Genomic DNA, 21,676 nt, shown 5'->3' with positions numbered 1-21,676 from the left:
TTTTCTCCGTACTTAGTGCTTCAAAAATAATTGATCAGATCAGTATACAACTATTCAGTAATTCGACGATAGACCGAAGGTGTGCTTGCTGGCGCTTTATCGTCAAGGATAATTGCCGCTTTGACGGCCTTCGCCGCTTCCTGCCAACTGGCTTCGTCTTTGGCATGAATCACTGCCAGCGGGCGCTGTCCATCAATGCTGTCGCCCAGACGCGCCATATCGGTAAAACCGACGCTGTAATCAATAGTGTCTGACGCCTGGCGACGACCGCCGCCCATCGAGACGACCGCCATTCCCAGCGCACGCGTATCCATCGCGCTGATAAACCCTTCGGTATCAGCATATACCGCTTTGCTCAACATGGCGGTCGGCAGGTATTTATCGTAGTTCTCAACGAAATCGCTCGGGCCTTTCTGCGCTGCCACCATACGACCAAAGACCTCTGCCGCTTTACCGTTATCCAGCACCGCCTGTAATTTCGCCCGCGCTTGCGCATCATCTTTAGCAAGCTGACCGGAGATCAGCATCTCCACGCACAGCGCCATAGTGACGTCAAACAAGCGCGGATTGCGGTACTCGCCAGTCAGGAACTGCACCGCTTCGCGCACTTCCACCGCGTTACCCGCGCTCGAAGCCAGCACCTGGTTCATGTCGGTTAACAACGCCGTGGTGCGAACTCCCGCGCCGTTCGCCACGCCGACAATCGCTTCAGCCAGCGCTTCCGAGAGTTCATAGGTCGGCATAAACGCGCCGCTGCCGACTTTTACGTCCATCACCAGCGCATCCAGCCCTTCAGCCAGTTTTTTGGCGAGGATGGAACCGGTGATCAGCGGAATAGAGTCCACCGTCGCGGTAATATCGCGGGTGGCGTAAAAACGTTTGTCCGCCGGTGCAAGCGAGCTGGTTTGCCCAATAATCGCCACACCCACGTCTTGAATAATTTCGCGGAAACGGTTGTCGTCCGGGAAGATATCGAAGCCCGGGATCGCTTCCAGTTTATCGAGTGTACCGCCGGTATGTCCGAGGCCGCGACCGGAGATCATCGGCACATAGCCGCCGCAGGCCGCTACCATTGGCCCCAGCATTAGAGACGTCACGTCCCCCACGCCGCCGGTCGAATGCTTATCGACAATCGGGCCATTGAGATTCAGGCTTTTCCAGTCAAGAACAGTACCGGAATCCCGCATCGCCATGGTCAGCGAAACGCGCTCCGGCATGGTCATATCGTGGAAGAAGATGGTCATCGCCAGGGCGGCAATCTGTCCTTCCGAGATAGTGTTGTCACGAATACCGTTGATAAAGAAACGAATTTCTTCGTCACTCAACGCATGACCATCACGCTTTTTACGAATAATTTCTTGTGCGAGAAACACGATACCCTCCTGAGGGAAAAGAGTAGAAGGCCGGCTTTAGGCCGGATTCAGGCGCATCCGGCATCAAACCCACTTGCCGGGTGGCGCTACGCTTACCCGGCCTACAAAAGAAGAGGCAACAATTAATAGCTGCTGGCGCTCTTACCGTCGCCGTGACCCAGCGCTTTCAGCAGGCTTGCCAGCAGGCTGGAAGCGCCAAAGCGGTAGTGACGAGAATCTGCCCAGTCAGCGCCAAACAGTTCGTCTGCAATCGCGAGGAACTTCTGCGCGTCTTCCGCTGTACGTACGCCGCCCGCCGGTTTGAAACCTACGGTTTTTTCCACGCCCATATCACGGATCACTTCCATCATGATACGCGCGCTTTCCGGCGTGGCGTTCACTGGCACTTTACCGGTAGACGTTTTAATAAAGTCTGCACCCGCTTTAATGGAAATTTCAGACGCTTTACGAATCAGCGCCTCTTCTTTCAGCTCGCCGGTTTCGATGATCACTTTAAGCAATACGTTCGCTGCGGCACACGCGTCTTTACAGGCTTTCACCAGGCCAAAACCCACCTGCTCGTTACCCGCCATCAACGCGCGGTACGGGAATACCACGTCCACTTCATCGGCGCCGTAGGCGATTGCCGCGCGGGTTTCCGCCAGCGCAATATCGATGTCATCATTGCCATGCGGGAAGTTAGTCACCGTTGCAATGCGGATGTCCGGCGTGCCTTGCTCTTTCAGAGTCTTACGTGCAATCGGGATGAAACGTGGGTAAATACAAATCGCCGCCGTGTTCCCGACCGGAGTTTTTGCCTGATGACACAAAGCGATCACTTTTTCATTGGTGTCGTCATCGTTCAGAGTGGTCAGATCCATCAGTTTGAGCGCACGCAGGCTGCTTGCTTTTAAATCAGTCATGACATTCTCCAACGGCATTGCCGTATAAAATTTCACCTTGCGAGTCTGTTAGTATTCTAACATTCACTCGCGATTACACTTCGATATACATCACAGTTAATGAAAACTACGTACAAATTTGCATTACTGTAATGAGATCTGAATCAAATTATTTACCTATCATCGCCTGTTCTCCGGGCGATAAGCGCATCAGGATCAAAGTCGTTTTGCCGCCATTTTCTACAATAGCGCATTGTCCCGGCATAAAGAGGAAACGAAGATGCCTGCCTCATGCGAAACTGCGCTCCAGCAGCGTTGCCAGCAAATTGTGACCAGCCCGGTGCTCACGCCTGAACAAAAACGCCATTTTCTGGCGCTGGAAGCTGAAAACGCCCTGCCTTATCCCGCCCTGCCGGAAGATGCCCGCCAGGCGCTGGATGAAGGCGTCATTTGCGATATGTTTGAGGGGCACGCCCCCTTCAAACCGCGCTACGTGTTGCCCGATTACGCCCGTTTTCTGGCTAACGGTTCACAGTGGCTGGAACTGGAAGGCGCGAAAGATCTGGATGATGCGTTATCCCTACTCACCATTCTGTATCATCACGTTCCTTCCGTGACGTCCATGCCGGTTTATCTCGGTCAGCTTGATGCGTTGCTGCAACCGTATGTTAGAATTCTAACACAAAATGAGATCGATATTCGAATAAAACGTTTCTGGCGTTATCTCGACAGAACGCTGCCAGACGCCTTTATGCATGCCAATATTGGCCCTGCCGATACGCCTGTCACACGAGCGATTTTGCGCGCCGATGCCGAGCTAAAGCAGGTAGCGCCTAACCTGACGTTTATCTATGATGCGGAAATTACGCCAGACGATCTGCTGCTGGAGGTCGCCAAAAACATTTGCGAATGCAGTAAGCCACACATTTCCAACGGCCCGGTAAATGATAAAATTTTCACAAAAGGCCATTATGGCATCGTCAGTTGTTATAACTCGCTACCGCTTGCCGGCGGCGGCAGTACGCTGGTACGTCTCAACCTGAAAGCTGTGGCAGAACGCAGTACGTCTGTCGATGACTTCTTTTCACGCACGCTACCGCACTACTGCCGACAGCAGATCGCTATCATTAATTCACGATGTGAATTCCTTTATGAAAAGTCACATTTCTTTGAGAATAGCTTTCTTGTACAGGAAGGTCTGATCGATCCCGAACGTTTTGCGCCAATGTTCGGTATGTACGGGCTGGCGGAAGCCGTGAACCTGCTGTGCGAAAACGCGGGCCTGAACGCCCGTTACGGCAAGAATGAAACGGCGAACGAGCTGGGCTACCGTATTAGCGCCCAACTGGCGGATTTTGTCGAAAATACGCCAGTGAAGTATGGCTGGAAGCAACGGGCGCTGCTCCATGCCCAGTCTGGCATCAGTTCCGATATCGGCACCACGCCGGGCGCGCGTCTGCCATATGGCGATGAACCGGACCCTATCACCCATTTGCAAACCGTCGCGCCGCATCACGCCTTTTATCATGCCGGGATCAGCGACATTCTGACGCTGGACGAAACCATCAAGCGTAATCCGCAGGCGCTGGTCCAGCTTTGTCTTGGCGCGTTTAAAGCCGGGATGCGGGAATTTACCGCCAATGTGAGTGGCAACGATCTGGTGCGCGTCACCGGTTATATGGTGCGCCTGTCGGATCTGACGAAATTTCGCGCCGGAGGCTCGCGCACCAATACCACCTGGCTGGGGGAAGAAGCCGCACGTAATACCCGTATCCTGGAACGACAGCCACGCGTAGTCAGCCATGAACAACAGATGCGCTTTAGTCAGTAAGATCATTGCGTTTTCCTGCGTCGATGGGCCGGGCAGCCGCCTGGCATTATTCTTACAGGGCTGCAATTTGCGCTGCAAGAATTGCCATAACCCGTGGACGATGGGACGCTGTAACGACTGCGGGGAATGCGTATCGCAGTGTCCCCACCACGCCCTCGGCGTTGATGGCGGGAAAGTGGTATGGCGGTCGGACGTCTGCGAGCAATGTGATACCTGCCTGAAAATGTGCCCACAGCAGGCAACGCCAATGGCGCAGACCATGAGCGTTGACGATGTGCTGCGTCATATTCGTAAAGCATCGATGTTTATTGAAGGTATTACCGTCAGCGGCGGAGAGGCAACCACGCAATTACCGTTTATTGTGGCGCTGTTCACGGCGATCAAAGCCGATCCGCTGTTACAACGGTTGACCTGTCTGGTGGACAGTAATGGTCAGTTAAGCGAGACCGGCTGGCAAAAACTACTGCCGGTTTGCGACGGCGTAATGCTCGATCTGAAAGCCTGGAAGAGTGAGTGTCATCACCGTCTGACCGGGCGTGATAACGCGCGTATTAAGCACAGTATCCGCTTTCTTGCTGCGCGGGGAAAACTGGCGGAGCTGCGGTTGCTGGTTATCCCGGATCAGGTGGACTATGCGGCGCATATCGATTCACTGGCAGCGTTTATTACTTCGCTGGGCGAGGTTCCGGTGCGTTTGAATGCCTTTCATGCGCATGGCGTCTATGGCGAAGCAAAAGCCTGGCCAGGCGCGACGCCGCAAGAGGTGGAACGGCTGGCTGACGGATTGCGCGCGCGTGGGGTGGCGAAGCTGATTTTGCCGGCGTTATATTTGTAAGCATGACTTGTCGGATGGCGGCTGGGATGCCATCAGAGCCGAAACAAGGTAACAGTATTGCGATACAACGCATCAGCTATCACCTCTGCGGGCTCCGGACGTAATTCGCAAAGCACATCAAACACGCGCGCCGCCTGCTCCGGGCGATTCGGCTGCCCCTGAAAACCCTTTAGCGGCATATCCGGCGCATCGGTTTCCAGCAACAGCGCGTCCAGCGGCAACCGCGCCATGACATCACGGGTTTTACTGGCGCGCGGGTAGGTGATGGTGCCGCCGACGCCGATTTTATAGCCCAGTCGCACAAAACTTTCGGCCTGTTGCAGACTGCCGGCAAAACCATGCACCACGCCGGTTCGCGGCAGCTCCTGGCGCTTTAAGTGCATCGCCAGTTTGTCATGCGTGCGCCGCGAATGCAGGATTACCGGCAAATCGTAGAGCTTTGCCAGTTGCAGTTGCGCGTCTAAAAATCGCTCTTGCCTGGCGAACTGCGGATCGTCGCGATAAAGATCGAGACCGATCTCGCCTACCGCCACGACGTTCTGTCGTTGCGCCAGCGCCTGTTGCAGCTTATCAGGATCGTCATCGGCATGACGCTCAATCACAATAGGGTGCAATCCCAGCGCAGCATAAAGCGACGGAAAACGCGCCGCCAGCGCCAGCACGCGGGGAAAGTGAGCCGCCTCGGTCGCCGGCACGATGATTTTTTCAACTCCCGCCTCACAGGCACGCTGAATACTGGCGCGCTCATCGCCAGTAAAGGGCGGGAAATCAAAATGGCAGTGCGTATCGATAAAGCGCCAGCTCACGCCAGATCCTCGTCGGTAAATGTGGTATCGTTTGCCTGCGGTGCGCTAATTACCTCCGCCACATGCGTATCATTGGCCACCGGTGCCGGAGGCACGACCACCGTTTCCGGCACGGCAATCCGCGACGTATGACGCAGCAGTGGCGGCGTTGCGGCAAGCAATTTACCAACGGTGGCAAGGAAATAACGCCCGCATAATCGCCCGGTTTTGTAATCCTCACGCAGCGCCGGGATACGGCTGCCCAGCGCCATGCTGTGCAGCGGTTTCGGCGGATAAATTTCAATGATCCGCAGCTTACCCGGCGGCTTTTCAATAAATTGTTGGATCGCGCTGTAGGACGTTTCATGATGCTGCACCAGATTGACCAACGGCTGTAGACTGCTCTCTCCCAGCCAGCGCTCCATACGCTTAAACCACTGCGGCGTGTAATACATTTGCGACGGTACGGTGCGGATCACCACAATGGTTTTCGCGCCCCGCTTTGCCGCTTCCTGAACCGGAATGGCATCGCTAATGCCACCGTCCAGATAGTTGATGCCCTCTAACGCAACGCCAGTACGGTAGAAACCCGGTATGGCGCTGGAGGCGCGAATGATATCAAGCCAGTTTTGTTTTGTCGGCGAGAAATAGCCCGGCGTGTAATCATCCCCCCGGCAGGCGCACATATAAAAGGATTTTCCGCTGTCGAACAGGCGCGCTGCGGTATCCATCTGCAGCGGCATCCGGGCGGAAGTGGATTCCACCAGCCAGTCGAGGTCGATAAGGTTTCCGCCACGTACAAATCGCAGCGGATCAAAAAATTCGCGCCTGGTGGTATAGCGCATAATGACTTTACGCCCGTAGCCGGGCTGGTTGCAAAGATACGCCGAGAGATTTTGCGCACCGGCTGATGTGCCGAAGTAGAGATGGAAAGGATTAAACTGCGCACGCATAAACTCATCCAGCACGCCTGCGGTAAAGATGCCCCGCTGCCCCCCGCCCTCGCAGACCAGCGCCATATGGCCTGGCCGGAACGGTGTTAATGATAACGGCGCAATATTGCCGAGCGTAACCGGTATTCGCTGGCCCACCTCTGCCTTCCTGTTTTTCATTTTTTCAGGATGACAAGGTAACGCAAAACGTTGGCGGCTAAAACCGTAAAAGCCAGTCCGCTGGACTGGCTTGGTAGCAATATATCTTTACAGATGCCTGCTAGGGTCGTTTACGGCCCATGAACAGGCTGACCAGGAAGAGTACGATCCCGACGACGAAGACGATTTTCGCCGCGCCAGCAGCCGTACCAGCCAGTCCACCAAAACCCAATGCGGCGGCAATTAACGCGATAACCAGAAATATAATGCCCCAACGAAACATAAGCCTCTCCTTTACCATAGTTAATGTCGACCGCTAAATATGAGCGCTCAACCTACTCATTCGCGATATTTTTAGTGTGGTGCACATTACGCCTCCCGACAAACGTCGGGAGGACGAATTACGACGAATTACTGAACTTTCAGATCGTTTTTAACACTTTTTACGCCATCAACGGCTTTCGCGATGCTTTCAGCGCGGTCGCTTTGTTCCTGAGTTTCAACGGTACCGGAGAGCTGTACGACGCCATCGGTCGTTTCCACTTTCACTTTACGGGAAGGGACGAGATCATCCGCCAGCAACTTGGCTTTGACTTCACTGGTCGTGGCCGTATCGCCGGCATAGCCTTTCACAGAACCTTCTTTACTGTCACGAACGTGAAGTTTGTCGCTAACGGAGGTCACGCCCTCTACGCCTTTCGCCACTTTCACGGCGGCTTCAGCCTGCGCCTGGCTTTCCACAAAGCCGCTCAGAGTGACAACTTTCTTATTGGTTTCGACAGAAATATCAGTGCTTTTAATGTTGTCATGGTCCACCAGCGCGGCTTTTACTTTCGCAGTGATGGCGCTGTCATCCATGAAGTTACCGACTTTATTCATAGAGCTATCGACTTTTTGCCCCGCGGTTTCGGTTCCGCTTTGCGCCTTGTCCGTTGTTGCGTTTTCTGCAAAGGCAGAACCTGTCGCAACAGCAGAGGTCAACATTACGGCCAGCAGAGTTTTAGAAATCTTCAGTCTTGTCATAGTCATCGATTTTGTCCTGTATAGTTTGCTCGTAATTTGAGCTCAGGCAACACGAGGTTGCATTGCTGAATGCGGTGAAAAAATTCACCGGTTTCTGAAGTCAATGACTGGCGTCACATTCGTGAATTTGTAACGACGCGTCGCCTGCCACCCTTCCGTTTCAGTTATTAATATCGTGACTGAAACAAATCTCAGCTTTAAGCTCTAACATTCACGCATTGAACAGGCATTAAAGCCGACATTTATGTCATCACTTTGTTAAATATAGATCACAATTCTAAAATCGCTTGTCGGTACGTATAAAAAACAGGCAGATCAGAGAAAAAATGCGGGATTTAAGAACATTCCGTAAGCAGTTAAAAAGGCTGGGAAAGTACGAAGGCGCGGCGGATGCCGCGCCGGAAAGGGATCAGTGTTCGCGCGTTTTACGGAACTGAACGTCAGGGTAACGTTCCTGGGTCAGGTTCAGGTTAACCATCGTTGGGGCGATATAGGTGAGGTTGTCGCCGCCATCCAGCGCCAGTTGCGTTTCATTCTTACGCTTAAACTCTTCGAATTTCTTCGCATCGGCGCTTTCAACCCAGCGCGCCGTCGCCACGTTGACGGATTCATAAATCGCCTCAACGTTGTATTCGCTTTTCAGGCGCGCGACGACAACATCAAACTGCAGAACGCCCACGGCGCCGACAATCAAATCGTTGTTGGAGATAGGACGGAATACCTGAACCGCCCCCTCTTCAGAAAGCTGCACCAGCCCTTTCAGTAGCTGCTTCTGCTTCAGCGGATCTTTCAGGCGAATACGACGGAACAGTTCCGGCGCAAAGTTCGGGATACCGGTAAACTTCATCATCTCGCCCTGGGTGAAGGTATCGCCGATCTGAATGGTGCCGTGGTTATGCAGACCCAAAATATCGCCCGGGTACGCTTCTTCAACGTGCGAACGGTCGCCCGCCATAAAAGTTAACGCGTCGGAAATCACCACATCTTTGCCGGTACGGACCTGACGTAGCTTCATACCTTTCTCATACTTGCCGGAAACCACGCGCATAAACGCCACACGGTCGCGGTGTTTCGGGTCCATATTGGCCTGAATTTTAAAGACAAAACCGGTGAACTTCTCTTCCGAGGCCTCCACCGTGCGGGTATCGGTTTGACGCGGCATCGGCGCGGGTGCCCACGCCACTAAACCATCCAGCATATGGTCAACGCCAAAGTTACCCAGCGCGGTGCCGAAAAATACCGGGGTAATTTCCCCTGCCAGGAACAGCTCTTCATCAAACTCGTTAGAAGCGCCCTGCACCAGCTCCAGCTCGTCGCGCAGTTGCTGCGCCAGATCTTCACCCACGGCGGCATCCAGATCCGGGTTATTCAGCCCCTTAACGATGCGCACTTCCTGAATGGTGTGGCCCTTACCGGTCTGATACAGATAAGTTTCATCTTTATAAAGATGATAAACGCCCTTGAACAGCTTGCCGCAGCCAATCGGCCAGGTGATCGGCGCGCAGCCGATTTTCAGCTCATTTTCCACTTCATCCAGCAACTCCATCGGGTCGCGGATATCGCGGTCGAGTTTGTTCATAAAGGTGAGGATCGGCGTATCGCGCAGACGGGTGACTTCCATCAGCTTGCGGGTCCTGTCCTCAACGCCTTTCGCGGCGTCGATAACCATCAGACAGCAGTCCACCGCCGTCAGGGTACGGTAGGTATCTTCGGAGAAATCTTCGTGCCCTGGGGTATCCAGCAGGTTCACCAGGCAGTCATGATACGGGAACTGCATCACCGAGGTGGTGATGGAGATACCACGCTGTTTTTCCATCTCCATCCAGTCAGATTTTGCATGCTGGCTGGAACCGCGGCCCTTTACTGTACCGGCGGTCTGAATTGCCTGTCCGAACAGTAACACTTTTTCGGTAATGGTGGTTTTACCGGCGTCCGGGTGAGAAATAATGGCAAAGGTGCGGCGTTTGGCCACCTCTTGCAAATAAGGAGACAACGTCATAGTCAAATCTTCTTGAGTAAGCGCGGTGTTTGACCACGCATGTTGAATACGAAAAATGCGGCTATTTTACCCATCAACCTGGGGGAGGCAATCAGTGTTTACACAGGAGCTGCTCCAGTTCGCTTAATGACGCCACAGTCCAGGTTGGATGAATACCCGCGGGCTGCTCGCGATGATGCGCGTTGAGCCAGCAGGTCGATAGCCCGGCGTTAATGCCGCCAAGAATATCGGATTCCGCGGTATCGCCAACCATTAATACGCGCGAGCGGTCAGGATTCCCCGCCTGCTCCAGGGCGTAGTTAAAGATTTTCGGATCGGGCTTCGCGACGCCAACCTGCTCGGAAATCACCAGCAGATCGAAATACTCTCGCAGCCCGGTGCGCTCCAGTCGAATTTGTTGTAGCGCGGTAAAACCGTTAGTAATAATACCAATTTTAGCCTGCCCGCGAATCGCATTAAGCAGCGAAACGGCGCCTGGCAAGGGAGAACAGATCTCCGCCATCGCATTAATAAAAGCGTCATTCAGCAGCCCCGGCGCAACGTTTAGCCGTTCAGCCCAACTTTGAAAGCGCGCGTGCTGCAATTGTAATGAGGTAATCGCGCCGTTCTGATAATCCACCCATAGCGGCTTATTCACGGCCTGATAATCCTGGAAATCCTCAGCGGTAAAGGTGACGCTATAGTCAAGGAACATCCGCTGTAAGCCGGTGAAAGAATCAAACGTAAACAGCGTTTCATCGGCATCAAAGAAAATCCAGTCCCACTTCATCATTACACCTTGCCTCTTTTATTACATGCTTATCGGTAACGCCATGATGATGGCGTCCTCATGCCCTTGTGCTGTGGGATAGTAATTGCGGCGAATCGTCGCCTCGTTAAACCCCAGACTTTCATACAGCGCGATGGCGGCAACGTTAGAAGCGCGCACCTCCAGCCATAACGTTACAACGCCGCGTTTTTCCAGTTCATCAATCAGATGCTCAAGCAGCATACGCCCCAGCCCCCGGCGCTGAAAATCCGGATCGACGGCAATATTGAACAGCGTCGCTTCATCCAACACCACCTGTGTAATGGCAAACGCGGCCATTCTGCCGTCAGCGGTTAACTGAAAGTTGAGATACCGTTCGCCCTGGTTGCCGAAAAACGTTTTTTCGCTCCACGGAAACGCATGAGCGCGTTGTTCAATCTGCCAGGCTGCGGGGAGATCGGTCGTGCTGAGGATAGAAATCGTGTTCATGTTCGCAGATTTGTTGCCATAGTGCGGCGCGTGCCGCCGGGTTTGCCCGGAGTTCATTAAACGCCGGCGTCGTGACCTGGGCGCCTTCGAGTTGGAGCGGCGCGTCAGTTCCTAACCGCCAGCTATTACAACGGCTGCCCTGCGGCAGCATGGCGACGCGCTCAGGCGTCAGTGGTAAAACCTGATCGGGATTCACGGTCATCGCACGTAAAATATCGCACATTAGCGGCTCGCTCAGCGCCGGTAATTCCTCTGCGACCACAATCAGACGAACGTGCGCGGGAAGGGAAATCGCAATCTCGCCCTGTAGCGCGCCAGGACGTCGCAGCGCCCACTGCGTAATACCCAGTTGCTGTAACTGCCAGTCTCGTCGGGATGTCATAGCGAAACGCTCCTGTAATCAGGGGCGCAAATATAGCAAATCTGTCGAATCTGCGCCATCAAACTACTATAATCGCCGCCAGTCTGAATTAAGGAGCATTCCATGTCTGCTTTTACCCCGGCAAGTGAAGTCTTGCTGCGCCACAGTGATGATTTCGAACAAAGCCGTATTCTTTTTGCCGGAGATTTGCAGGATGACCTGCCCGCGCGCTTCGAATGCGCCGCCAGCCGCGCGCATACGCAACAGTTTCACCACTGGCAGGTGTTAAGCCGCCAGATGGGCGATAACGTCCGTTTTAGCCTGGTAGCGCAAGCCAGCGATGTCGCTGACTGCGATACGCTGATCTACTACTGGCCGAAAAATAAACCCGAAGCGCAGTTCCAGTTGATGAATATTTTGTCGCTGATGCCGTCTGGCGTCGATGTTTTCGTCGTGGGGGAAAACCGCAGCGGCGTGCGTAGCGCCGAACAGATGCTGACGGACTATGCGCCGCTGAACAAAGTAGATAGCGCGCGACGTTGCGGCCTTTATCATGGGCGTCTTGAAAAGCAGCCACGCTTCAGTCTCGAATCCTGGTGGGCCGAGTACAGCATCGACGGTCTGACCATCAAAACGTTGCCGGGCGTATTCAGCCGTGACGGACTGGATGTCGGGAGCCAACTGCTGCTGTCTACGCTGACGCCGCACACCAAAGGTAAAGTGCTGGATGTCGGCTGCGGCGCTGGCGTGCTTTCCGCCGCGCTGGCCAGCCATTCGCCGAAAGTGCGCCTGACGCTGTGTGACGTCAGCGCTCCGGCGGTGGAAGCCAGCCGCGCCACGCTTGCCGCTAATGGTCTTGAAGGCGAGGTATTCGCCAGTAACGTCTTTTCAGAAGTCAAAGGACGTTTTGACATGATCATTTCCAACCCGCCGTTCCACGACGGAATGCAAACCAGCCTTGATGCGGCGCAAACGCTCATTCGCGGCGCAGTGCGCCATCTGAACAGCGGTGGAGAGTTACGCATCGTGGCGAACGCCTTTCTGCCCTATCCTAAGATTCTGGATGAGACTTTTGGCTTCCATGAAGTCATCGCGCAAACCGGGCGCTTTAAGGTTTATCGTACTGTGATGACCCGTCAGGCGAAGAAATAGTTGGCCTGATAAGCGCAGCGCCATCTGGCAGCATATGCCGGATGGCGACGCAAAGCGTCTTCTCCGACCTACGGCTCGCGCCCATTTTTGCAGCAATCAATCTATCCCATGCAATTAACTATTGACGAATAGCTGAAAACCACTAGAATGCGCCTCCGTGGTAGTGATTCTTTTCAAGAATCGATGGTATGCGAAGGTGGCGGAATTGGTAGACGCGCTAGCTTCAGGTGTTAGTGTCCTTACGGACGTGGGGGTTCAAGTCCCCCCCCTCGCACCAAAACCACGTTGATATTGCTTGCACTGGGCGAAGGTGGCGGAATTGGTAGACGCGCTAGCTTCAGGTGTTAGTGTCCTTACGGACGTGGGGGTTCAAGTCCCCCCCCTCGCACCAAAACCACGTTGATATTGCTTGCACTGGGCGAAGGTGGCGGAATTGGTAGACGCGCTAGCTTCAGGTGTTAGTGTCCTTACGGACGTGGGGGTTCAAGTCCCCCCCCTCGCACCAAAACCACGTTGATATTGCTTGCACTGGGCGAAGGTGGCGGAATTGGTAGACGCGCTAGCTTCAGGTGTTAGTGTTCTTACGGACGTGGGGGTTCAAGTCCCCCCCCTCGCACCAACGAGGCAATATCAAAAAGTAAGATAACTGTGCGAAGGTGGCGGAATTGGTAGACGCGCTAGCTTCAGGTGTTAGTGTCCTTACGGACGTGGGGGTTCAAGTCCCCCCCCTCGCACCAATTATCTTATCCTTCCTCTATTTCATCCCTGATTCCAGTTCATCACCGCCAGCATCATGCCGCCAATAAGCGCCATACACGATGGCAGCAGCACAAAATGCCGTAATTGTTTGTGATACAACATCAGCGCAGACAGTAGCAATCCTGATACAATCAACAGCTTCAGTACATAAGCTGACAGGCCGGTAAACGCCAGTCCAACGATAATAACTCCAGGCAATAATACGCCCCATCCGCTGCCTAACGTCCGCTGCAACATGGTTTCACCTCTGAAATCGATAATGATAACCAATATCATATGATATATTTTCTCATTTGTCAGCCAGAGAGAAAGCTAAATAGATGAGTTTTACTTAACGGTTGATGACACGTATTCAGTAAGGTGATAAATTGTCCGACTGTTAACGTAAAAACAACAACACCTCGCTTTATGCGACCTTTTCTCGCACGTTATTTTCATGTTGGCGCCCGATTCCGTGTATATCACCGATAAATAACGACAATTACCCATGACAACACCATCCTGGCGATCGCTTCGTATTAAGAAGTATCAGTTTTCTTTACGTCTTTTCTTGTTTCTCAACGCCGTATCGGCGCTGTTTACTCTCGTTTTCCCCCTTTATCAGATCAACGTATTTTGCGCACCGATGATAGGGATATTGGTCCTGAGCGTATTACTGTTGGTATGGCATGGGAAATATGGGCAAAAAAGAGTTAACCTTCCCTTTATCTCCATACTCTTTGGGGGATTGTGGGCAGCGCATATTGCGCTGAAGTACCCGGCGTTAGGCCATTATGATTTCTCTTTTTTACTGATTTCCCTGCTTAGCGTGCTGTTTATCGGCTCGATAGCCTTTGCCGCGAATATCGTCGCGTTTACACTCCACTCTTTACCGTCAGTCGCAGTCTGCCTGTGGCTGAACGGTCATGAACAGGGTTTGCGAATCCTCTATTTACTGGCCTTGCCGATGGTGGGAATCGCTATCCAGCATGTTATCCAGAAACGCTACGATAACTTCGCTCAGCAACTCATGTTTACGCTGCTGACCGAGCGGGAAACCCTCAACGGCCTGAGTCTGCTTGATCCATTAACCGGCTTATATAACCGCCGTGGCCTGCAAAGTCGGCTGGATACGCTACAGGTGCAGGATAGCCATGAACATTATGTCCTGCTATTGGATATCGATCATTTCAAAGCGTATAACGATCATTACGGTCATATGATGGGCGATCAGGCGTTAATTCGCGTCTCAGCGGCAATTCGGGACGCCGTGCGATCGCGCGATGTCGTCTGCCGTTTTGGCGGTGAAGAATTTCTGGTGTTGCTGACCGCCGCCGAACCACAGCAGGCCCGCGCTACCGCAGAACGTATCCGACAGAAAGTATACGATCTTAAAATCCCGCATATGTTTAACGAAAGCGTTGCCACCAATGTTACCGTCAGTATCGGCATTGCGCCGCTGACGGATCGCAATATCGGGGACGCTATTGAAAAAGCGGATAAAGCGCTCTACGAAGCCAAGCATCTTGGACGTAACCACATTCTGGTCAGCGACACCATATGAATACTGCTGGCGTAATCGTGCTACGCCGACAACGTTAACCATAAACCGCTTGCCATCGTTTATCGCTATCGATAGGATTAGAAATCATTATCATTTAGATTAACATCATTAAATTGCGCTATGGCCTACCGTTCCGCACCGATTGCTGACGATATTATCTGGCGAGCCGCTCTCCAGCCGGAAGACGCCTCGTTGGCGGAAGCGGTACGTGAGACGATCGCCTCTACCCGTGAGCACCTGCTGGACTTCATCCGGCTGGATGAAACGCCCCCGCCAACGGCGATGACTCTTACCCAGTGGACGCGCCCCGCGACGTTCCGTTCATTGCTGGCCGTCTATTCCGATCACATCTATCGGAACACGCCAGGCCTGCCACGTGAAAATAAGCCGTTACTCTCCCTGTGGGCGCAATGGTATATCGGGCTGATGGCGCCGCCGTTGATGCTGGCATTACTGACGCAAGCGCGCGCTATCAATGTCTCCGCGGAACATATTCACGTTGAATTTCATGAAACCGGGCGCGCAGCGTGTTTCTGGCTTGATGTGTATCAGGATAACCTGACAACGATGCGTTCCCCGGAAGAACGAATGGAAACGCTGGTAGTCTCCACACTGCAGCCGGTCGTTCAGGCGCTGGAGGCGACTGGCGACATCAACGCCAAACTAATCTGGAGCAATACCGGTTATTTAATCAACTGGTATCTGACTGAGATGAAGCCGCTGCTTGGCGAAGCCCTGCTGGCAGCGCTACGCCAGCGCTGTTTTTTTGAAAAGCAGCTCTCTAACGGTCAGGATAACCCGCTGTGGCGGACCGTTGTAATGCGCGACGGTCTTCTGGTACGCAGAACCTGCTGCCAGCGTTACCGCTTACCTGACGTACAGCAGTGCGGCGACTGCACGCTAAAGTAAACCGCTTTACGTTGTATTCCGTTATCGTCACGGCTTACTGTTGTTGGCCTGTAACATTATTATATTTACAGCGACGCTCTCCTTATGACAAATTACGTTTTGCCATTTTTGGGTCTACCGTGGCTATTGGTAAGGTCTCAGGAGAGAAGAATGAGTCTGCAATCTGTACGGCAATTTCTGGCCGATCATGCTCCCGATATTGAAATTATCGAATTAAATCAAAGTACAGCGACTGTCGAACTGGCAGCCAAAGCGCACAACGTGGAGCCTGGGCAGATAGCCAAAACGCTCTCGCTTAAAGTAAAAGACACCATTATCCTGGTGGTCGCTAAAGGCGATGCCCGCCTGGATAATAAGAAGCTTAAAACCACCTTCGGCGCAAAAGCTCGTATGTTGAGCAGCGATGAAGTAGTCAATGCAACCGGACATCCTGTTGGCGGCGTATGCCCCTTCGGGCTGGAACACCCGCTGCCCGTTTACTGCGACGTCTCTCTGAAGGGATATAACGAAGTATTGCCTGCCGCAGGCGCCACGCATAGCGCGGTACGCATCACACCGGAAAGAATGGCTGAACTGACATCGGCGACCTGGGTAGACGTGTGCCAATAACGTGCCCTGGCGCCCGGATACCCCGGACAAGCACAGCGCATTTGGCGCAGGCTATACCCGATGCTGGAGCGCGGTAGCATCTCCGGCGCGCAGATATAACAGAATATCCGCCGCATCGAGTAACCCGGCATCAGAACTCACGCCCAGTTTGGACATAACATTAAATTTATGCGCCCGAATGGTCTTAATGTTACGTTCTAACTGGACGGCGATTTGCGGCATTGAGTAGCCGTTTGACATAAAACGCAGAATCTCCCGCTCGGTTGGGCTAAGCATACAATTCTGGTGAAGCTCCCAAAGATTGCCTGTACGCTCCGTCGTCCGCCGGGTGCCATTAAGCGATGTAAATAAGGCATCCTGTAAAACGTCCAACGGCGACGCTTTGCTGATGACCCCATCCAGCGGCAGGGGAGATAGCGCGCTGATTAAGCGAGCTTCAACATCATCATCTGCAATCACCAGATGCCGCATATGAGGATAATTTATCGCCAGCTCCGTCAGACAAGCTAATCCTGTCCGGCGTTCAGTTCTTAACGCAGAGAGGGAAAAAATAACGGCATAAAACGACGTCTTTAGCGCAGCCTTATAAAATGCGGACGGTTTTGAAAAAATATGAAGCGTATGTTGGCAATCCGGCATCGCATCAAATAACCCTTTAATACCAACGTTGCTCATTACGCATTTTTCTACGAGCGCAACATTTCTCTTACTGATTCTGTTTTCCATTCCATGGTTTCTCCATATACCGAAGGTAGATTCAATTCTCTGGCTCCCTGAGAACTGTTTATCCATGCATACATCTCTGCATTGCTGTGTATTGATAAGCGTCGCATGGCGCTATTTTTTTGGGCGCTAATTGTTTTATTACTTTTTTTAAGTAATGCCGCAATTTGGTTAATGCCCCACCCTTTCCCTAAAAGGCGTAATACTTTTCGTTCAGACAGCGTAAGGACAATCGACCTGCCGCCGGATTCCTGAAGTTCAGATGGTATTTGAGGCGATAATAGCGTTTTGCTTATTCTTTCAGAGTGAGCGTTTCCCGCACGGATAACGCTAATAAGATTCTCGATAGGCTCTTCGTCTGAAAGCAACGTGCTGACGGGGCCCATCAGGAGATCAACCGCATGTGGATAACAGGATTTAGGAACCAGAAATAGCCAATGTATGTCACGATATTGCGATAGTAAGCTATAAAAATATTCGCAGATAGCACGGGAAGAGGCATTGTTAACCGCTAAATCAGCAATAACTAAACTGCTTCGGCGTAGCTGTAACAGTGTTAGCTCTTCTATCGTGCGACAATACGCTAGTTTATAATCAGGGAAATTACCTGTTATAGCCCCTTTAAGACCTTCCTGTATAAGGGGGGTTTTACTGATAATAAGTCCATTTTTGCAGCATCCTGGCAGCATAATTCCTCCGTACCCACGCGCCCTCTTTTCCAGAGTCCTGTTAATAAAAACGCTATTAACAACGAGCACAAAGAAATATAGACCGAGTGAATTAATTATCCTTGTTTTAGTTTTAGAGATATAACGTTGATTGCGCTACAATCCACATAGTACAAAAACATGAAATCACTATCGCATAGTTACTCATAAAACCAGAAGCAAGACAATTAAATTAACTAAATTTGCACATTAGTAATTCTAACGCAATCTTATTATATTAATAAATTTAGAATATGGATTCGCCATTCATTCATATTGCCCCCCTAAAACAGAAGCCCAGCAATACTGACAGTTACCCAGAAAATCCGCGCCATACCTGCGAATTACGCTATGCCATACCTATTTTTACACCTGCCGCTCACACCGTCGTTGTTAAACGATTAATGTATAGAGTTGATAAAATTCACCTCATAATTGATTCAAAAACGAACGGCCAGACTGGCATAATGTGTCTATTCTGGAAACGGACATACAAGAACCGTCGTCCATGAGAGGTTCAGCCTGCAATTGGCGCAAACCTGAAGAGTCTTATGCGTTGCGCCTGGCGACTGGCGTTTTTATCAACAAAAAATTGATCTTAACCAACGCCATCACGCCTGTGCTTCGTGTTAAAAAGAAAGCCTGCGTCATAGTGATGGCGCATAAAATGTCTTTTCGTACAGGACGAGTCATGCAAGAAGAGCAGTCAGTTCAACGAGCGGTAACACGATTATGTATTCAATGCGGGCTTTTTTTATTACAGCACGGGGCGGAAAGCGCACTGGTTGATGAGCTTTCCACCCGCCTCGGTTTGGCGCTCGGCATGGATAGCGTCGAAAGCGCGATCTCCTCTAACGCCATTGTACTGACTACCATCAAAGACGGACAATGCCTGACATCGACACGTAAAAACCAGGATCGCGGCATTAATATGCACGTCGTCACGGAGGTTCAGCATATCGTTATCCTCGCGGAACATCGCCTGCTGGATTACAAAGGCGTGGAAAAACGCTTTAGTCAGCTCCGCCCGCTGCGTTATCCGCGCTGGCTGGTGGCGTTTATGGTCGGCCTCTCCTGCGCCTGCTTTTGTAAGCTGAATAATGGCGGCTGGGATGGCGCGGTTATCACCTTTTTCGCCAGTATGATAGCCATGTATATTCGCCAGATGCTGGCGCAACGACATTTACATCCACAGATCAATTTTTGCATCACCGCCTTTGTCGCTACCACAATTTCCGGGCTGATGCTCACCCTTCCCGCCTTTAGCCAGACGCCCACTATCGCCATGGCGGCGAGCGTACTTTTGCTGGTGCCGGGCTTTCCGCTGATTAATTCCGTCGCAGATATGTTTAAAGGACATATTAATACCGGGCTGGCGCGCTGGGCTATCGCCAGCCTACTGACACTGGCCACCTGTGTGGGCGTGGTGATGTCGATGACAGTATGGGGACTACGAGGATGGGTATAATCGACTTTTTACTGGCGCTAATGCAGGACATGATCCTGTCTGCGATTCCCGCAGTCGGATTTGCGATGGTCTTTAATGTTCCCCACCGGGCGCTTCCGTGGTGCGCGCTACTGGGGGCGTTGGGTCATGGCTCGCGTATGCTCATGATGAGTGCTGGCTTTAATATCGAATGGTCGACGTTTATGGCTTCGTTGCTGGTCGGCAGTATTGGTATTCAATGGTCGCGCTGGTATCTCGCTCACCCTAAAGTTTTTACCGTCGCGGCGGTGATCCCGATGTTTCCGGGGATTTCCGCCTATACCGCGATGATTTCCGCAGTAAAAATTAGTCATCTGGGCTATAGCGAACCGATGATGATTACGCTGCTGACAAATTTCCTTAAAGCCTCTTCCATCGTTGGCGCGCTCTCAATCGGCCTCTCTGTACCGGGATTATGGCTGTACCGCAAACGCCCCCGCGTGTAATCAATGGAACGCCTCCTGCTGTTCTTACAGGTCTGTGTGGTACTATAAAAACAGTCGCCCTTCTCGGTTGTTGTTCCATATTGAGAAACATTATGTCTTCCAGAATCTTAACGTCGAACGTCATCGGTATTGACGCCCTTTTACACGATCACCAGGCCGTGCTGACGAAGTCAACGGGCGGCGCGGTGGCGGTATTCGCTAATAATGCGCCTGCGTTTTATGCCGTGACGCCCGCGCGCATGGCTGAACTGCTGGCGCTTGAAGAAAAGTTATCACGTCCGGGAAGCGATGTGGCGTTAGACGCGCAATTTTACGAAGAACCCGAAGCCGCCCCCGTTGCGATTCCCTGCGGAAAATTCGCCATGTATCCCGCCTGGCAACCGGATGCGGATTTTCAACGTCAGGCCGCCCTTTGGGGCGTGGCGCTCCGGGAGCCGGTCACCGCAGAAGAGCTGGCGGCGTTTATCGCCTACTGGCAGGCGGAAGGTAAGGTTTTTCACCATATCCAGTGGCAGCAAAAGCTGGCGCGCAGCGTGCAAATCAGCCGTTCCAGCAATGGCGGAATGCCGCAGCGCGACATCAATAGCGTCAGCGAACCTGACAATCATATTCCACCAGGTTTTAGGGGGTAACGATGAAAAATGTTGGCGACCTGATGCAGCGTCTACAAAAAATGATGCCTGCGCATATTACGCCGGCGTTTAAAACGGGCGAAGAACTACTGGCGTGGCAGAAAGAGCAAGGCGAGATCCGGGCGGCGGCGCTGGCGCGGGAAAACCGGGCGATGAAAATGCAGCGCACGTTTAACCGTTCCGGCATTCGACCGCTGCATCAGAACTGTTCGTTTGATAACTATCGGGTTGAGTGCGATGGACAAATGAACGCGTTAAGCAAAGCCCGACAGTACGTTGATGAATTTGACGGCAATATCGCTAGCTTTGTCTTTTCCGGAAAGCCGGGAACCGGTAAAAACCATCTCGCCGCGGCTATTTGTAACGAGCTGCTGCTGCGCGGAAAGTCGGTACTGATTATCACCGTAGCGGATATTATGTCAGCGATGAAAGACACGTTCAGCAATCGGGAAACCAGCGAAGAGCAGTTGCTTAACGATCTTAGTAACGTTGATCTGTTGGTGATCGACGAGATCGGCGTGCAGACTGAATCCCGCTATGAAAAAGTGATCATCAATCAAATTGTCGATCGTCGTTCTTCGTCAAAACGTCCCACCGGCATGTTGACGAACAGCAATATGGAAGAGATGACGAAAATGCTTGGCGAACGCGTCATGGACCGTATGCGTCTCGGCAACAGTTTATGGGTTAATTTTACCTGGGACAGTTACCGCAGTCGGGTGACGGGTAAAGAGTATTAAATTGCAGCGTGCTCCAGGGCGATACTACGCCTGGCTGGCATAACACAGGTGATTACCATGAATACAGCGAAACATGTTCTGTGCTGCGCGGCGGTCGCCAGCGTACTGATTTCCACCAGCGGTATCGCCGCCTCCTGGCAGGATTCGCTTTCCAGCGCCGCCAGTCAGTTAAGCGCTCAGGACGCGGACTCACAGCAGGGCGGGATGTCGCTTTCTGCGCTAACCGGTCTGCTCAGCAACGGCGCCCAGTCGCTCAGCGCCGATAATATGAATAATGCCGCTGGTATCTTGCAGTACTGCGCCAAACAGAAACTGGCGTCCGCCACCAACGTGGAGAACGTTAAAAATCAGATTCTGAACAAGCTGGGGTTGGATACCACACAACAGAAGCAGGACACTAACTACCTGGACGGCCTGCAAGGATTGCTCAAGACGAAGGACGGTCAGCAGTTGAACCTCAATAATATCGGCAGTACGCCGCTGGCGGAAAAGGTGAAAACCAAAGCCTGTGATCTTGTGTTGCAGCAAGGGCTGAATTTCCTCTCCTGACGGCG

At 52.4% G+C, this 21,676-nt stretch carries 24 protein-coding genes and 5 tRNA genes; 16 read left to right on the top strand and 13 right to left on the bottom strand.

Features of this window, described 5'->3' with window-relative positions; all coding sequences use genetic code 11:
- Nucleotides 1–50 precede the first annotated feature (50 nt).
- Complete coding sequence (gene deoA / locus ACE15A_RS04030; RefSeq protein WP_000477846.1) at nt 51–1,373, bottom strand: thymidine phosphorylase; 1,323 nt, start codon at nt 1,371–1,373, stop codon at nt 51–53.
- A gap of 122 nt (nt 1,374–1,495) precedes the next feature.
- Nucleotides 1,496–2,275, bottom strand: a complete 780-nt coding sequence (gene deoC, locus ACE15A_RS04025) for a deoxyribose-phosphate aldolase (protein WP_053509922.1) — start codon at nt 2,273–2,275, stop codon at nt 1,496–1,498.
- Between the two features lie 259 nt (nt 2,276–2,534).
- Between deoC and ACE15A_RS04020 the strand changes: the two genes are divergently transcribed.
- Nucleotides 2,535–4,085 carry a YjjI family glycine radical enzyme gene (locus ACE15A_RS04020; RefSeq protein ID WP_053509868.1) on the top strand — a complete coding sequence of 517 codons (1,551 nt, stop codon included), beginning with the start codon at nt 2,535–2,537 and terminating at the stop codon, nt 4,083–4,085.
- Nucleotides 4,057–4,920 carry a YjjW family glycine radical enzyme activase gene (locus ACE15A_RS04015; RefSeq protein ID WP_023245599.1) on the top strand — a complete coding sequence of 288 codons (864 nt, stop codon included), beginning with the start codon at nt 4,057–4,059 and terminating at the stop codon, nt 4,918–4,920. Before ACE15A_RS04020 ends, ACE15A_RS04015 begins: the two co-directional genes overlap by 29 nt.
- A gap of 32 nt (nt 4,921–4,952) precedes the next feature.
- On the opposite strand, the gene ACE15A_RS04010 is transcribed toward ACE15A_RS04015, so the two are convergent.
- The 8 genes from ACE15A_RS04010 to ACE15A_RS03975 all read right to left on the bottom strand — a co-directional run bounded on the left by ACE15A_RS04010 (nt 4,953) and on the right by ACE15A_RS03975 (nt 11,437).
- Nucleotides 4,953–5,726 (bottom strand): metal-dependent hydrolase, encoded by a 774-nt coding sequence (locus ACE15A_RS04010; RefSeq protein WP_053509866.1) that lies wholly within the window; start codon nt 5,724–5,726, stop codon nt 4,953–4,955.
- Nucleotides 5,723–6,796 carry a patatin family protein gene (locus tag ACE15A_RS04005; protein WP_053509864.1) on the bottom strand — a complete coding sequence of 358 codons (1,074 nt, stop codon included), beginning with the start codon at nt 6,794–6,796 and terminating at the stop codon, nt 5,723–5,725. The genes ACE15A_RS04010 and ACE15A_RS04005 overlap by 4 nt, the downstream gene beginning before the upstream one ends.
- Before the next feature lie 121 nt (nt 6,797–6,917).
- Nucleotides 6,918–7,079 (bottom strand): DUF1328 domain-containing protein, encoded by a 162-nt coding sequence (locus ACE15A_RS04000; protein ID WP_000490276.1) that lies wholly within the window; start codon nt 7,077–7,079, stop codon nt 6,918–6,920.
- A gap of 128 nt (nt 7,080–7,207) precedes the next feature.
- Entirely contained in the window at nt 7,208–7,825 is a 618-nt protein-coding gene (gene osmY, locus ACE15A_RS03995; RefSeq protein WP_023245596.1) for a molecular chaperone OsmY, read from the bottom strand.
- Between the two features lie 403 nt (nt 7,826–8,228).
- On the bottom strand, nt 8,229–9,818 hold the full coding sequence (prfC, locus tag ACE15A_RS03990) for a peptide chain release factor 3 (protein WP_000175965.1): 1,590 nt from the start codon (nt 9,816–9,818) through the stop codon (nt 8,229–8,231).
- A gap of 91 nt (nt 9,819–9,909) precedes the next feature.
- Nucleotides 9,910–10,587: a pyrimidine 5'-nucleotidase gene (yjjG, locus tag ACE15A_RS03985; protein ID WP_053509861.1), complete on the bottom strand. Its 678-nt coding sequence runs from the start codon at nt 10,585–10,587 to the stop codon at nt 9,910–9,912.
- A gap of 21 nt (nt 10,588–10,608) precedes the next feature.
- Complete coding sequence (gene rimI / locus ACE15A_RS03980; RefSeq protein ID WP_023245594.1) at nt 10,609–11,055, bottom strand: ribosomal protein S18-alanine N-acetyltransferase; 447 nt, start codon at nt 11,053–11,055, stop codon at nt 10,609–10,611.
- On the bottom strand, nt 11,000–11,437 hold the full coding sequence (locus tag ACE15A_RS03975) for a DNA polymerase III subunit psi (RefSeq protein ID WP_023245593.1): 438 nt from the start codon (nt 11,435–11,437) through the stop codon (nt 11,000–11,002). The genes rimI and ACE15A_RS03975 overlap by 56 nt, the downstream gene beginning before the upstream one ends.
- Nucleotides 11,438–11,539: 102 nt before the next feature.
- On the opposite strand from ACE15A_RS03975, the gene rsmC reads away from it, so the two are divergent.
- The 6 genes from rsmC (at nt 11,540) to ACE15A_RS03945 (ending at nt 13,305) form a co-directional block, all read left to right on the top strand.
- Nucleotides 11,540–12,568: a 16S rRNA (guanine(1207)-N(2))-methyltransferase RsmC gene (gene rsmC, locus ACE15A_RS03970; protein WP_053509859.1), complete on the top strand. Its 1,029-nt coding sequence runs from the start codon at nt 11,540–11,542 to the stop codon at nt 12,566–12,568.
- A 190-nt stretch (nt 12,569–12,758) separates the two neighbouring features.
- Nucleotides 12,759–12,845 (top strand) — tRNA-Leu (locus ACE15A_RS03965).
- 27 nt (nt 12,846–12,872) lie between these two features.
- Nucleotides 12,873–12,959 (top strand) — tRNA-Leu (locus ACE15A_RS03960).
- A 27-nt stretch (nt 12,960–12,986) separates the two neighbouring features.
- Nucleotides 12,987–13,073 (top strand) — tRNA-Leu (locus ACE15A_RS03955).
- A gap of 27 nt (nt 13,074–13,100) precedes the next feature.
- Nucleotides 13,101–13,187 (top strand) — tRNA-Leu (locus ACE15A_RS03950).
- Between the two features lie 31 nt (nt 13,188–13,218).
- Nucleotides 13,219–13,305 (top strand) — tRNA-Leu (locus tag ACE15A_RS03945).
- 22 nt (nt 13,306–13,327) lie between these two features.
- On the opposite strand, the gene ACE15A_RS03940 is transcribed toward ACE15A_RS03945, so the two are convergent.
- Nucleotides 13,328–13,564, bottom strand: a complete 237-nt coding sequence (locus ACE15A_RS03940) for a DUF1435 domain-containing protein (RefSeq protein WP_023247522.1) — start codon at nt 13,562–13,564, stop codon at nt 13,328–13,330.
- A gap of 250 nt (nt 13,565–13,814) precedes the next feature.
- Here ACE15A_RS03940 and ACE15A_RS03935 point away from each other — a divergent pair, with 250 nt between their 5' ends.
- The 3 genes from ACE15A_RS03935 to ACE15A_RS03925 all read left to right on the top strand — a co-directional run bounded on the left by ACE15A_RS03935 (nt 13,815) and on the right by ACE15A_RS03925 (nt 16,388).
- Nucleotides 13,815–14,870: a GGDEF domain-containing protein gene (locus ACE15A_RS03935; RefSeq protein ID WP_053507626.1), complete on the top strand. Its 1,056-nt coding sequence runs from the start codon at nt 13,815–13,817 to the stop codon at nt 14,868–14,870.
- 120 nt (nt 14,871–14,990) lie between these two features.
- Nucleotides 14,991–15,779 carry a siderophore-iron reductase FhuF gene (gene fhuF, locus ACE15A_RS03930; RefSeq protein WP_053507627.1) on the top strand — a complete coding sequence of 263 codons (789 nt, stop codon included), beginning with the start codon at nt 14,991–14,993 and terminating at the stop codon, nt 15,777–15,779.
- A gap of 150 nt (nt 15,780–15,929) precedes the next feature.
- Nucleotides 15,930–16,388, top strand: coding sequence for a YbaK/EbsC family protein (locus tag ACE15A_RS03925; protein WP_023247525.1), 459 nt, complete (start codon nt 15,930–15,932; stop codon nt 16,386–16,388).
- A 51-nt stretch (nt 16,389–16,439) separates the two neighbouring features.
- On the opposite strand, the gene bglJ is transcribed toward ACE15A_RS03925, so the two are convergent.
- Nucleotides 16,440–17,114 (bottom strand): DNA-binding transcriptional activator BglJ, encoded by a 675-nt coding sequence (gene bglJ / locus ACE15A_RS03920; protein ID WP_077944387.1) that lies wholly within the window; start codon nt 17,112–17,114, stop codon nt 16,440–16,442.
- The gene (locus ACE15A_RS03915; protein WP_023247527.1) at nt 17,075–17,800 is read right to left on the bottom strand and encodes a response regulator transcription factor; all 726 of its coding nucleotides are present in this window, start codon (nt 17,798–17,800) and stop codon (nt 17,075–17,077) included. The genes bglJ and ACE15A_RS03915 overlap by 40 nt, the downstream gene beginning before the upstream one ends.
- 709 nt (nt 17,801–18,509) lie before the next feature.
- Between ACE15A_RS03915 and ACE15A_RS03910 the strand changes: the two genes are divergently transcribed.
- The 5 genes from ACE15A_RS03910 (at nt 18,510) to ACE15A_RS03890 (ending at nt 21,671) form a co-directional block, all read left to right on the top strand.
- A complete protein-coding gene (locus tag ACE15A_RS03910; protein WP_023247528.1) occupies nt 18,510–19,286 on the top strand; it encodes a threonine/serine exporter ThrE family protein in 777 nt (258 codons plus the stop codon).
- Nucleotides 19,277–19,750 (top strand): threonine/serine exporter, encoded by a 474-nt coding sequence (locus tag ACE15A_RS03905; protein ID WP_000511329.1) that lies wholly within the window; start codon nt 19,277–19,279, stop codon nt 19,748–19,750. The genes ACE15A_RS03910 and ACE15A_RS03905 overlap by 10 nt, the downstream gene beginning before the upstream one ends.
- Nucleotides 19,751–19,842: 92 nt before the next feature.
- Nucleotides 19,843–20,382 (top strand): primosomal protein DnaT, encoded by a 540-nt coding sequence (dnaT, locus tag ACE15A_RS03900; protein ID WP_053507629.1) that lies wholly within the window; start codon nt 19,843–19,845, stop codon nt 20,380–20,382.
- A gap of 2 nt (nt 20,383–20,384) precedes the next feature.
- Complete coding sequence (gene dnaC, locus ACE15A_RS03895; RefSeq protein ID WP_000799924.1) at nt 20,385–21,122, top strand: DNA replication protein DnaC; 738 nt, start codon at nt 20,385–20,387, stop codon at nt 21,120–21,122.
- A gap of 57 nt (nt 21,123–21,179) precedes the next feature.
- Nucleotides 21,180–21,671 (top strand): DUF2501 domain-containing protein, encoded by a 492-nt coding sequence (locus tag ACE15A_RS03890; protein WP_023247530.1) that lies wholly within the window; start codon nt 21,180–21,182, stop codon nt 21,669–21,671.
- The last annotated feature ends 5 nt before the right edge of the window (nt 21,672–21,676 follow it).

This window comes from Salmonella sp. HY31, assembly GCF_042604575.1.
GTDB classification, from domain to species: domain Bacteria; phylum Pseudomonadota; class Gammaproteobacteria; order Enterobacterales; family Enterobacteriaceae; genus Salmonella; species Salmonella diarizonae.
Note: the sequence above shows the minus strand (reverse complement) of the source record. Positions and strands in the feature narration are given on the sequence as shown.

Coding starts and splice junctions, on each gene's coding strand:
- rsmC (WP_053509859.1), top strand. CDS start 11,540: ATGTCTGCTTTTACCCCGGCAAGTGAAGTCTTGCTGCGCCACAGTGAT.
- ACE15A_RS04020 (WP_053509868.1), top strand. CDS start 2,535: ATGCCTGCCTCATGCGAAACTGCGCTCCAGCAGCGTTGCCAGCAAATT.
- yjjG (WP_053509861.1), bottom strand. CDS start 10,587: ATGAAGTGGGACTGGATTTTCTTTGATGCCGATGAAACGCTGTTTACG.
- ACE15A_RS04015 (WP_023245599.1), top strand. CDS start 4,057: ATGAACAACAGATGCGCTTTAGTCAGTAAGATCATTGCGTTTTCCTGC.
- ACE15A_RS03925 (WP_023247525.1), top strand. CDS start 15,930: ATGAGTCTGCAATCTGTACGGCAATTTCTGGCCGATCATGCTCCCGAT.
- osmY (WP_023245596.1), bottom strand. CDS start 7,825: ATGACTATGACAAGACTGAAGATTTCTAAAACTCTGCTGGCCGTAATG.
- ACE15A_RS03890 (WP_023247530.1), top strand. CDS start 21,180: ATGAATACAGCGAAACATGTTCTGTGCTGCGCGGCGGTCGCCAGCGTA.
- ACE15A_RS03935 (WP_053507626.1), top strand. CDS start 13,815: ATGACAACACCATCCTGGCGATCGCTTCGTATTAAGAAGTATCAGTTT.
- ACE15A_RS04000 (WP_000490276.1), bottom strand. CDS start 7,079: ATGTTTCGTTGGGGCATTATATTTCTGGTTATCGCGTTAATTGCCGCC.
- ACE15A_RS03940 (WP_023247522.1), bottom strand. CDS start 13,564: ATGTTGCAGCGGACGTTAGGCAGCGGATGGGGCGTATTATTGCCTGGA.
- ACE15A_RS03915 (WP_023247527.1), bottom strand. CDS start 17,800: ATGCTGCCAGGATGCTGCAAAAATGGACTTATTATCAGTAAAACCCCC.
- dnaT (WP_053507629.1), top strand. CDS start 19,843: ATGTCTTCCAGAATCTTAACGTCGAACGTCATCGGTATTGACGCCCTT.
- bglJ (WP_077944387.1), bottom strand. CDS start 17,114: ATGGAAAACAGAATCAGTAAGAGAAATGTTGCGCTCGTAGAAAAATGC.
- ACE15A_RS03910 (WP_023247528.1), top strand. CDS start 18,510: ATGCAAGAAGAGCAGTCAGTTCAACGAGCGGTAACACGATTATGTATT.
- dnaC (WP_000799924.1), top strand. CDS start 20,385: ATGAAAAATGTTGGCGACCTGATGCAGCGTCTACAAAAAATGATGCCT.
- prfC (WP_000175965.1), bottom strand. CDS start 9,818: ATGACGTTGTCTCCTTATTTGCAAGAGGTGGCCAAACGCCGCACCTTT.
- deoC (WP_053509922.1), bottom strand. CDS start 2,275: ATGACTGATTTAAAAGCAAGCAGCCTGCGTGCGCTCAAACTGATGGAT.
- ACE15A_RS03975 (WP_023245593.1), bottom strand. CDS start 11,437: ATGACATCCCGACGAGACTGGCAGTTACAGCAACTGGGTATTACGCAG.
- rimI (WP_023245594.1), bottom strand. CDS start 11,055: ATGAACACGATTTCTATCCTCAGCACGACCGATCTCCCCGCAGCCTGG.
- fhuF (WP_053507627.1), top strand. CDS start 14,991: ATGGCCTACCGTTCCGCACCGATTGCTGACGATATTATCTGGCGAGCC.
- ACE15A_RS03905 (WP_000511329.1), top strand. CDS start 19,277: ATGGGTATAATCGACTTTTTACTGGCGCTAATGCAGGACATGATCCTG.